General features: G+C 41.6%; 9 protein-coding genes. All 9 read right to left on the bottom strand.

The window, feature by feature from the left end; translation table 11 throughout:
• Positions 1-166 precede the first annotated feature (166 nt).
• Positions 167-874 (bottom strand): sugar transferase, encoded by a 708-nt coding sequence (locus tag LI149_RS14455; protein ID WP_227143563.1) that lies wholly within the window; start codon positions 872-874, stop codon positions 167-169.
• A gap of 162 nt (positions 875-1,036) precedes the next feature.
• A complete protein-coding gene (locus LI149_RS14450) occupies positions 1,037-2,320 on the bottom strand; it encodes a DegT/DnrJ/EryC1/StrS aminotransferase family protein (protein WP_227143562.1) in 1,284 nt (427 codons plus the stop codon).
• A gap of 56 nt (positions 2,321-2,376) precedes the next feature.
• Complete coding sequence (locus tag LI149_RS14445) at positions 2,377-4,395, bottom strand: nucleoside-diphosphate sugar epimerase/dehydratase (protein WP_227143561.1); 2,019 nt, start codon at positions 4,393-4,395, stop codon at positions 2,377-2,379.
• Between the two features lie 189 nt (positions 4,396-4,584).
• On the bottom strand, positions 4,585-5,250 hold the full coding sequence (locus LI149_RS14440) for an LPXTG cell wall anchor domain-containing protein (protein ID WP_227143560.1): 666 nt from the start codon (positions 5,248-5,250) through the stop codon (positions 4,585-4,587).
• 23 nt (positions 5,251-5,273) lie between these two features.
• Positions 5,274-6,032 carry a class B sortase gene (srtB, locus tag LI149_RS14435; RefSeq protein ID WP_227143559.1) on the bottom strand — a complete coding sequence of 253 codons (759 nt, stop codon included), beginning with the start codon at positions 6,030-6,032 and terminating at the stop codon, positions 5,274-5,276.
• 48 nt (positions 6,033-6,080) lie between these two features.
• A complete protein-coding gene (locus LI149_RS14430) occupies positions 6,081-7,256 on the bottom strand; it encodes an LCP family protein (RefSeq protein WP_227143558.1) in 1,176 nt (391 codons plus the stop codon).
• 200 nt (positions 7,257-7,456) lie between these two features.
• Positions 7,457-8,278 carry a CpsD/CapB family tyrosine-protein kinase gene (locus LI149_RS14425; protein ID WP_005341041.1) on the bottom strand — a complete coding sequence of 274 codons (822 nt, stop codon included), beginning with the start codon at positions 8,276-8,278 and terminating at the stop codon, positions 7,457-7,459.
• Positions 8,220-8,969 (bottom strand): YveK family protein, encoded by a 750-nt coding sequence (locus tag LI149_RS14420; RefSeq protein ID WP_227143557.1) that lies wholly within the window; start codon positions 8,967-8,969, stop codon positions 8,220-8,222. Before LI149_RS14420 ends, LI149_RS14425 begins: the two co-directional genes overlap by 59 nt.
• A 194-nt stretch (positions 8,970-9,163) precedes the next feature.
• Positions 9,164-9,904, bottom strand: coding sequence for a CpsB/CapC family capsule biosynthesis tyrosine phosphatase (locus LI149_RS14415; RefSeq protein ID WP_005336076.1), 741 nt, complete (start codon positions 9,902-9,904; stop codon positions 9,164-9,166).
• Positions 9,905-10,194: the final 290 nt, after the last annotated feature.

The raw sequence follows: 10,194 nt of genomic DNA, 5'->3' as shown, positions 1-10,194 counted from the left end.
ATCAATCTTTTTCTCATCAGATTAGATTATCCGAGTTTTCGGACAGTCTCCCCCACACACATACTAGATTTTAAAGCTTTCCAAAATCCTTTTGATGGAACACTCGGACTAATATGCGGAGGTGTTGTTGGAATTAAAGCATTATTATAATATTTCCATTCATCCATTATCTCAAATCCCCTGAAATTTTTCTCGCTTCTTCCTGTTTCTCATCATATTCTTCTTTACTTATTTTTCCTTTTTCTAACAGGTAATCCCCAAAATCCTGTGCTGTTGCCATATCCTCTTGTGTGATTCCTTCTTGCTTAAAAAAGGCTTTCTTTACTGTTGAAAAAATGATTTTCAAATCTTCGAAAAAACTTACTTTTTCAATATATTTTAAATCCCAGTCAATTTTATCTTCCCACGAAATTGCATTACGTCCATTTACCTGTGCCAAACCACTTAATCCCGGTTTTGCCGTATGTCTCATTCTCTGCTTCTCATCCATAAAAACCATATCTCGCACAAGCTGTGGGCGAGGCCCAATCACTGACATTGTTCCATTGAGAATATTGAAAGCCTCTGGCAATTCATCTAAGCTAGTATTTCTCAGCCATTTTCCAAATTTCGTTAGCCGTACATCGTCTGGCAACAAATCACCATTCTCATCTCTTTCGTCCGTCATAGTACGGAATTTATACATCTTAAAAATAGTTTCTTTTCCATCTTCTCCAGTTAACCCTGGCCTATCCTGTGTAAACAGCACAGGACTCCCTAGTTTTAATTTTACAAGAATCGCAACACCTATATATAACGGACTAAAACATATAATCGCAGCCGATGCACAAACAATATCTATTGCTCTTTTGACATATTTGTCATAAAATCCCATTTTACGTGTCGGAATTGCTTTTACGCTTTCAGCTTTATAAGTTGTTTTTTTCGCTTTTTTCTTCATAATCCAAGTTGCTACTGCTGTTCCACCAACAATAGATGATACTATAATTCCAACTATTTTTTTCTTTGACACTACAATCTCTCCCACAATATATTTCTATTCAAAACAAGCTCTAATCACTTCAATAATTCTATCCTGCTGCTCTGCTGTCATTTTGTTATCACTTGGCAGGCACAGTCCTCTTGTAAAGATGTCCATTCCTACGTCTGCTACCCCACCTGCTATATAAGCATTAGATCTTGCACGTCCATTTCCATCTCTGACTACAAATGGATTCAGGCGGTAAATCGGCTGCATATGCATTGGTTTCCAGACCGGGCGCCCCTCTGCGTTGATACTGCTGATTGCCTCTAATATCTCTGTCGGACATGTCTTTCCACTCTCTTTTACATAGCAGACATCCTGTTCGCCTCGTACCTGCTTACACATCGCATCTTCGTCAATAAGCATACAGGAAAGCCAGTAGTTCGGCTCAGAGTTCTCCAGATCCATTGGATTCATAGATACTGGCAAATCCTTGAAGCCTTCTTTGTATCTCTCATAGATTGCTTTTTTCTGTGCGATATGTTCTTCCAGGTATGGAAGCTGTCCACGTACCACTCCTGCAATGACATTACTCATACGGTAGTTATATCCAAGTTCTTCATGCTGGTACCAAGGTGCAGCCTCTCTTGCCTGAGTAGACCACTTACGAACCTTATTTGCAGCTTCCTCGTCATCTGTTAAGAAACAGCCTCCGGCACTTCCGGTTATAATCTTATTTCCATTAAAGGAAATAGTATTGTATTTTCCAAATGTACCAGTCTGAACACCTTTATACGTTGCTCCCATAGATTCTGCTGCATCTTCTACTAAAATAGCTCCATGCTTTTTAATAACTGCATTTAATTCATCTACTTTTCCCGGTGTACCATAAAGATGTGCGATTACAACTACTTTTGTATCCGGATAAATCTCAAATGCTTTCTCTAATGCTACTGGATCCATGTTCCATGTATCATATTCAGTGTCGATAAATACTGGTTCACCGCCCTCATATACAACCGGATTTACAGTTGCATCAAAGGTCATATCGGAACAGAATACTTTCTTACCTTCCAACGCTCCGTGTCCTACTTTCGGCATACCATAAGCTTCAACACCAGCCAGCTTCATTGCCAGATGCAATGATGCCGTTCCGGCAGATAAGCCTACTGCGTATTTACAACCGATTTTTTCACATACTAATCGCTCTACTTCATTGATATTTGCGCCCACGGTGGACATCCAGTTTGTCTCATATGCTTCTTTTACATATTCAATCTCCGGTCCATGCATGGTTGGGCTGGATAACCAGACTTTCGATTCAAATTTTTCAAATGTGTTTTCTTCCTTAAACATGTCTCTCTCCTTTTCAGTTATCCACTTCAATTTATGAAATATTATGAAGTAATCCTTTAGAATATTGCTGCCTTCATTCCTGGCTTCGTATGTACTTCAACTTTCTCTTCTGCCGTTTCTTCCTGTTTTTCATTTGCAACATGGCAGTTGACTTCTTCCGGGCTCTTGAATGTTGGCACGACTTTTCTCATTGCCTGCTTTGCAATCAGATTGTCTCCGCTATCACAGGCTTCTCTGAGAATCTGCATCTTCTCTTCAATCTCTTCTTGGCTTAAGGCAGTATCTCTTTCGATGAAGATCATGCTGTTTTCAGTCTTGTCCAGTTCTTCTGTCTTCACAAGTAATTCTTCATACAGCTTCTCGCCTGGGCGAAGACCTGTCTCCACAATCTCGATTTCCTCTACGCCGGATAAGCGGATCATATTTTCTGCCAGATCAAGGATCTTTACAGGCTGTCCCATATCCAATACAAAGAGTTCTCCGTTCTTAGCCATTGCTCCACTCTGTAATACAAGCTGTGATGCTTCTGGGATCGTCATAAAGTAACGGATAATTCTTTTATCTGTCACAGTTACGGGACCACCGTTGGCAATCTGACGCTTGAACAATGGAATGACGGATCCTGCGCTTCCAAGTACATTTCCAAATCTTGTTGCACTATATTTTACTTTTCCATGAGTGCTTGCACTCTGTACGATCATCTCGCACATTCTCTTTGTAGCACCCATAACATTGGTCGGATTCACGGCTTTGTCTGTAGATACCATCATGAAGCGTTCTGCTTCATATTCCTCGCACAGCTCTACCAAGTTATATGTACCAAATACGTTGTTGTAGATAGCTTCTACGCAGTTGTGTTCCATAAGCGGCACATGTTTGTGTGCAGCCGCATTAATCACAATCTGCGGATGATATGTCTCAAAGACCTTTTCCAGTGCTTTTCTGTGAGTAATGGAACAGATCTCAATCTGAAGCTTCAATTGATTTCCATAGGTAATCTTTAATTCCTGCTGTACATCATAAGCACCATTTTCATAGATATCCAGGATAATGATCTGCTTTGGATGCATCTTTGCAAGCTGGCGGCAAAGCTCTGAACCAATCGATCCACCGCCTCCGGTAATGAGCACAACTTTATCTCTGTAGTATGCATTTGTCTTTTCATCTGACATTACGATTGGTTTACGGAACAGTAACTCTTCCACATCGAACTCTCTTAGATGTCTCTTGCCTCCTGCCGCATACATGGTCGGATAATCGTAAACTTTTACTTTATATCCTGCATTTTTATAAAATTCATACAGTTTTTTCTTCTTTTCTGCTTTCATAGATGGAACTGCAAAGATAATCTCCTGAATTTCATAATCTGCAAGTTTTTTTACGGTCACATCATCTTCTGTCCATACCGGGATTCCTTGGATCTCTCGTCCGATTTTTTCCTTACTGACATCAATAAAGCATCTCGGTACATAGGAAGACTGCGTATTGCTGATAATGTCTTCTGCCAGTCCGACTCCGACGCGTCCGGCACCTATGATCGCAACTTTAATCTTACGGTTTTCTTTCTCATTGCCATGCTCGATTCCCGAAAAAAAGTATAGAACAGAATTCAGAAATTTTCCCCATTTGCTCTCCTGATTGCCACATTTATATGTATAGCGATATAACATACGGATTGCTAACGCTCCCAGTAAGTTCAGACATGACACAGAAAGCATTCTTGCAAATGTAATCTTTTCTACCGGCAGGCATAATTCCATTAACAGATAGATGATGAATGCAATTGCATCTGTAAAAAGCAACCGGATATAGCACTGGATCCCGCCATATCTCCATACCTGTCCATAGATTTTTCCTGTCATTCTGACAGCGAAAATGCATCCTGCTGAAAGTACTACTTGTTGAAAGATACCGCTTGTGGTAAGTTTGTCATTTCCTTCATAAAGCACAAGCAATAAAACTGCTGCAATCAGATAAACTAACATATCATATACAATTAATATTCTTGGCATATGAAACTGTTTTTTATCCACTTGTTCTTTCAAATCTGTTTTTTCCTCATTCATCTTACTCATTCTTAAATTACTACCTTTAAATCTTTTTTTACCGCTATCATTTGTTGCATTTTATCTTATCTATCGTTTTTACCTTATGATAGTTATTTTCTAATTCATGTCTCGTTTATGTCATTCATTTCTCAAGCCCAAGAGAAGCTTACGTATAATGTTCATACTTCAGCTCCCCTAAGACCTAATATTTTTTAATTAAGCATTCTTTTTTCTGAATGCTACAACTGCTGCCGCTCCTAAAAGAACGACTGCTGCGCCAGCGAATGGCACTGTGTTTGTGGAATCAACACCTGTTTTTGGTGATGTTCCTGTTGTATTTGTCACTGCCTGTGAAGCATCAACTTTCGCAATAATTGCGATTGGTGACAGATCCTGAACCTCAAATGTAAGCTCTTTATTGTTAAGATCTACATTAGATGGTGTAATAACTTCCCACACATTACGTTTTGTACTGAAGTGAAGTACTTTCACGTCTGTCATTCCCTTAGCAAGTGCAGGTACAGATAATGTTACCTGATATCTTCCGTCTGCAAGCTGAACGCCACCATTAATTGGTGTTACATCCATGAATGCAGTAACTAAAGACTCCCCTGCAAGATCTGATGCGATGCTGGATTCAGCTTTTGCAATATCATCCAGTGTCTTAGTTCCGGCATTGATGTCTTTGATCAGATCTGCTGTTGTCTTGTCAGCTGCTGCGACTGTGTCCAGTTCTTCCTGATCCATAGCATCTACTTCATAATATCCTTTGGAATTTCCGACTACAGCCATTGTTGCTGTCTTACTTGCAGCGGATACACCTACAACCTGCATTGCGAATACTGTTACCAGCATAGCCAGGCTGATCAGTTTCTTCTTCATTGGTCCTTACCTCCTTTTCTTAATTATTGTTCTATAGATACTAGTACAGCTTGTACCAGGTATCTACGGTTGTCCATACCTGCATAGCAGGTAGATAGTGTGATGATCTTGTCATCTGCAGTCACACTCGCTGCTGTATCAATATTCGACTTCATATCCCGGATACCGAATACCATATCCAGGTAAGCCTGGTAAATGTCTTTGTTATCAAAGTTAAAGCTTTGCAACAGATGCCGGTTGTCATACAGGTATGCTGCAAAGATCTGGTAGTGCAAGATCTTGTCCGGCATGTAAATGATGACTTCTTTGTTCTGATCAAAGAAATCCCGGTCCATATATTGATGCAGACCGTCGAACATGGAGCCATTTGCCATGCCGTGTCCGTAGATCACGGTGTTTGGATCTTCGAATGTCTTCGTATTGTAATCCTCGGTAAAGATTGCTCCGGCTTTGTTCTCATCATGTTCCACACTGTGGTTCAGATAATAGCTGTTATCTGTCTCGCTCTGTGCGATTGGATAGTCGATGACGGTTCCCGGTACTTTAATCCATGCATATATATCTGGATTCATGTTCTGTAATGTCTGGAAGTCGATTGGTATCTCGACGGTACTTTTTTGTGTCTCTTCTGGTTTTTTTGGTTCTTCTGTCACGACTTTTTCTTTTATTTTTTCATATTCCTGCCCTGCATGGGCATCCTGATAATATTGGTAATATGCAATTCCTCCGCAGATCAGTCCGGCTGCTGCCAGTATCCCTGCTACGACGTATCGTTTTTTCATAATTCTATAGCCCCTTACGTCTTATTGCTCATTTGTCTGTTTTTTCATTTATTTTACTTCTTGATAGAATGTCTCCATAATCTTTGCATACAGAGCATCGTCATCTACGTGATATTCATCGTAGGAAAGTCCCTGTGTTCCTTCTCCCGGAACGCTCCATTCTGTGTAGCCGTCTCCTTCGTCTGCTGTCTGGAATAACTTCATCAGACGGTCTTCGCTGATATTGGTGACGGTATATGGTTTGATCGCCACGAACAGATTCGCTGCAAATTTTGCATTTTGTTCATAGCATTCTTTTGCCTTTTTTGAAAACGCATCTAAGAATGCTTTCTGGCGTTCCATCCGGTAGATGGCGCTCTGGCTTTCATCTACATCTCTGCTTCTGACAAATGTTTCTGTATTTTCTTCGGTCAGTGTTACTTCTGCGCCTTCGGCAAATTCCGGATATTTATACTCCAGACTGTTATTTGGCACAGTCACTGTCAGACCTCCTACACTTTTTGCAAGCTGTGGAATCCCGTCCAAGTTCATGGCAAGATAACCCTGAATCGGAAGTCCGTAGAAGAGATTGGACACTGCTTCCTGTGTGAGTTTGCAGCTCTCGGCACCGCCGTCTCCATATCCATAGGAGAGGCTGATGTGGTCTTTGGATTTTCCAAGACTTTTTCCTTCCAGGTCAAAGCTTTCCACATCTGTCATCGTATCTCTCGGAATCGAGATCAGCGTCATTTCCTTTGTCTTACGGTTCAGCGACAGCAGGAATAAGGCATCTGCCTGTCCTGCATCAGCTTTTCCGACTCTTGTCTCTGCCGGTGTACGCTTGTCTACTCCAAGTAATAAGTAGTTACTGAGATTTTGATTGTATTTGTAAGTCTTTCCCTGCCAGGTGACGGTGTTGGAATCCTCTGCTTCCGCGGTTGCTTTCGCACTTGCCGATTCTGCTGCTTTCTTCTTTTGGGTACCTACGTATCCAAGACCTGCCACCGCAAGTACAGCTACGCCTGCGATAATGACTGCTGCGAATCTTCCCCGGCGTTTTCCTGATGCTTCTCTCTGTTCTAGTTCCCGTCTGTCTGATTCTCGCCTGTCTGATTCTCGCCCGCTTGATCTTCGCTGTTCTGATTTTCGTCTGCCTGACTGGCGTTGTTCTGATCTTCGCTGTTCTGGTTCCCGTCTGTCTGACTGGCGTTGTTCTGATCTTCGCTGTTCTGGTCCTCTGTCCATGTCTGATCTGATTTCTCCTTCTGAATCTCTTCCTGCGCCGCTTTCTTTAACTCACTGCTATTTGCAGCTTCCTGCTTATGATTGAAAAATAAAAGCGAACCTAATACCAGGAATAATACGATACATGCAATCAACAGCAGAACATTCTGAGCCTTCGGGTTCGTCTTTCTTTTCTTCATACTGTTCTTTACATTCCTTTCCTACTCATTTTCATGATTCTGACCATAGCCATACTTACTTCCATAACTGTAATAGGAATAATATTTTTCTTTCTTTGTATCAACTTTATTCAGCACAGCTCCAAGCATATGCGTTCCACTCTTTTCCAACTGCTTGATTGCTTTCTGCGCTGCACGGTATCCTACAAATCCACTCTCGATTACAAGGATTGCTCCATCACATACCTTTCCAACGATGGCTGCATCTACTACACTTGCCATCGGCGGTGTATCGATCAGGACGTAGTCATATCTCTGCTTCAGCTCACCCATTAACTTGGCGAACACTCTTCCATTTAAAAGTTCGGATGGATTCGGAGCCATCGGTCCTGCAAAAATCATATCTACATTTTCATAATTCGTTCCATATAAAATATCGCGCACCGGCGCCTGTCCGCTTAAGTACTGGGACAGTCCCTTCACGTCACTATCCACGAAATATCTCTGCACAAGGACTGATTTTCGGATGTCCGCATCCAAAAAAACTGTCTTCTTGCCGGCCATACCCATTTCCCTTGCGAGCTGGAAGGCAACATCACTCTTTCCCTCATTCGGGAAACAGCTTGTCACAAGGATCGTCTTAATATCCGCTCCCGCAAACTGGATATTTGTTCTCAGCGTCTTTAACGCCTCCTCGTAAAAGTAATTTGATTTACGAGGATCCGTCAGCTCTACCCGAAGCTTAGATGCCTTATTGTCACGGCGGGACATTGCCGCTTTTGCCTGCGCATTTGTATATGTAGTTTTAGCTTGCTTTTCGTTTTCCTGCATCATTTCTCTTTGACTTCTTCTTTCCTGATCCATTAATATAATCCTTTCTGTCCGGAATTACACTCAGTGTAGATAATCCCAGATATTTTTCTATATCTTCTTCAGACTTAATCGTATCGTCCATGATCGTGCGGACAACAATCACACCTGCGCACAGGATCATACCTGCCAGTACACCCATCACTGCCATCTTCGCCACGCCTGTATTCGATCTGGAAGTCGGAACCTCACCTTTTTCAATGATCTTAGGCGGCGTAACCTCCATCTTGTCTCCGATATACTCAGAAGCAACCTCTGACAGCTTGTCTACGATTTCCTTCGCCTGCTTGGCATCAGAATACTCCACAGACAACTGCAGAATACGCGTATCGTCCTGGTTCGTAACTGTGATCATATTCTTCAGCTGCTTATAGTCCATGTCCAGATCTAACTGGTCGATAACATCCGTAAGCACCGGACGGCTTGTAATCAAGATGGAATAGTCCTTGGTAAGCTGTGAACCCATCTGCAGATCCGCCAGAGAACTAAGCGTCGTCTCCTTGGTCAGTACAAGCATCATGGAAGAAGATGTGTACATCGGCTTCACTAAGAATCCGGCATATGCACACGCAATACAGCCGAACAGCAGTCCCACTCCCAGGATTGCCAGTATCTTCGACTTGAGCACATAAAAGAGCTCCAGTAAGTCAATTTCCATCTCATCATTGTCGTAATTCTTTCCCATTAATCTGATTTCCTTTCTTGGGGGACGGGGTTTTTGGGTTTTTTGGGGACGGAGGTTTTTTAAAAAAACCCCGTCCCCAATTGGACTTCTACCTGTCCCTCTTTGAATTGTGTGTATTTTTACCCTCCCATTTTCTAGGGTTTCTTTTATTTCTAACCTGTCCCTTTTTGAATTGTAAAAAATTTTGAAACAATTTATGTTTTAGGCTTGTGTGATCCGCGGTCATCTAATATTCTTCTTGCATTGCCTTGTATCAATGCCCATACATAGTCTTCAGACAGATTCTTGTTCAGCCACTTCTCAACGTGTTCTGTCTGTGGACTGCGTTCTCCGCTATTGTGCATATCTGTTCCCAGGTAATGGACCAGACCATCTTTCAGTTGTCGCTTACACCACTGTGCTGTATTATTATTCCATCCTCCATCTATAGAGCTGTAATTCATCTGGATTCTTGCCCCTGTATCAGCCAGCTCTTCCAGTCTGCCTTCTTCTCTTAACACATGATACCTTTCTACATGTGCCAAAATTGGGACATAACCTGCCATCTGCATCTGACGCACTGCGCTAAATATCTTAGAGTAAGCTGTCCCCGGGAGGAATTCCAATAACACATATCTGCTGTCTGCCAGCGTCAGAAGCTTTCCTTCCTTTAGTAACTGTCTTGTATCTACCGAATACATAATTTCCTGTCCCGGAAATACCGGAAGCCTGACTCCAAGTCGTTGATATGCCTGAATTCTGAACTTCTTACACAATGTTCGAATCTCCTGCACTCGTTCTACGGATGCATTACGGACTGAGCCATGTGGCGTTACGATCATACCTACAAAGTCCTGATTCAATGCCATGCGTAGCATCGCTAATGTCTCTTTCGGATTTGCAGATCCATCATCTATACCAGGTAGTATGTGACAGTGCATATCTATCTTTTTCATCTCTACTCCTGTATATGTATTGTATATAAATTTCACTTATTTTTTACAGCACAAATACCACCTGATACTTTTGACTTGTACACAAGGTGGGAAAATTATCAATCTGCGTTATCACTATTTCATGCACTGCAAAAATAGTATTTAATTAGTCTTATTTCTTGACTACCTTTTATTACTGATTAAGTCTACCATGTTTTGACAATATTTGCAATAGACAAAAGGTGTCAATTTCTGTTTGGGGACGGGGTTTTTTTGAAAACAATGTCATTAAGTTAAGGATAAAATTGTAA

Source organism: Dorea sp. 210702-DFI.3.17 (assembly GCF_020560825.1).
GTDB classification, from domain to species: domain Bacteria; phylum Bacillota; class Clostridia; order Lachnospirales; family Lachnospiraceae; genus Dorea; species Dorea formicigenerans.
Note: the sequence above shows the minus strand (reverse complement) of the source record. Positions and strands in the feature narration are given on the sequence as shown.

What these genes read in the sequence shown, in the direction of transcription:
- LI149_RS14455 (WP_227143563.1), bottom strand. Translation starts at nt 874, where the DNA reads ATGGGATTTTATGACAAATATGTCAAAAGAGCAATAGATATTGTTTGT.
- LI149_RS14450 (WP_227143562.1), bottom strand. Translation starts at nt 2,320, where the DNA reads ATGTTTAAGGAAGAAAACACATTTGAAAAATTTGAATCGAAAGTCTGG.
- LI149_RS14445 (WP_227143561.1), bottom strand. Translation starts at nt 4,395, where the DNA reads ATGAGTAAGATGAATGAGGAAAAAACAGATTTGAAAGAACAAGTGGAT.
- LI149_RS14440 (WP_227143560.1), bottom strand. Translation starts at nt 5,250, where the DNA reads ATGAAGAAGAAACTGATCAGCCTGGCTATGCTGGTAACAGTATTCGCA.
- srtB (WP_227143559.1), bottom strand. Translation starts at nt 6,032, where the DNA reads ATGAAAAAACGATACGTCGTAGCAGGGATACTGGCAGCAGCCGGACTG.
- LI149_RS14430 (WP_227143558.1), bottom strand. Translation starts at nt 7,256, where the DNA reads ATGGACAGAGGACCAGAACAGCGAAGATCAGAACAACGCCAGTCAGAC.
- LI149_RS14425 (WP_005341041.1), bottom strand. Translation starts at nt 8,278, where the DNA reads ATGGATCAGGAAAGAAGAAGTCAAAGAGAAATGATGCAGGAAAACGAA.
- LI149_RS14420 (WP_227143557.1), bottom strand. Translation starts at nt 8,969, where the DNA reads ATGGGAAAGAATTACGACAATGATGAGATGGAAATTGACTTACTGGAG.
- LI149_RS14415 (WP_005336076.1), bottom strand. Translation starts at nt 9,904, where the DNA reads ATGAAAAAGATAGATATGCACTGTCACATACTACCTGGTATAGATGAT.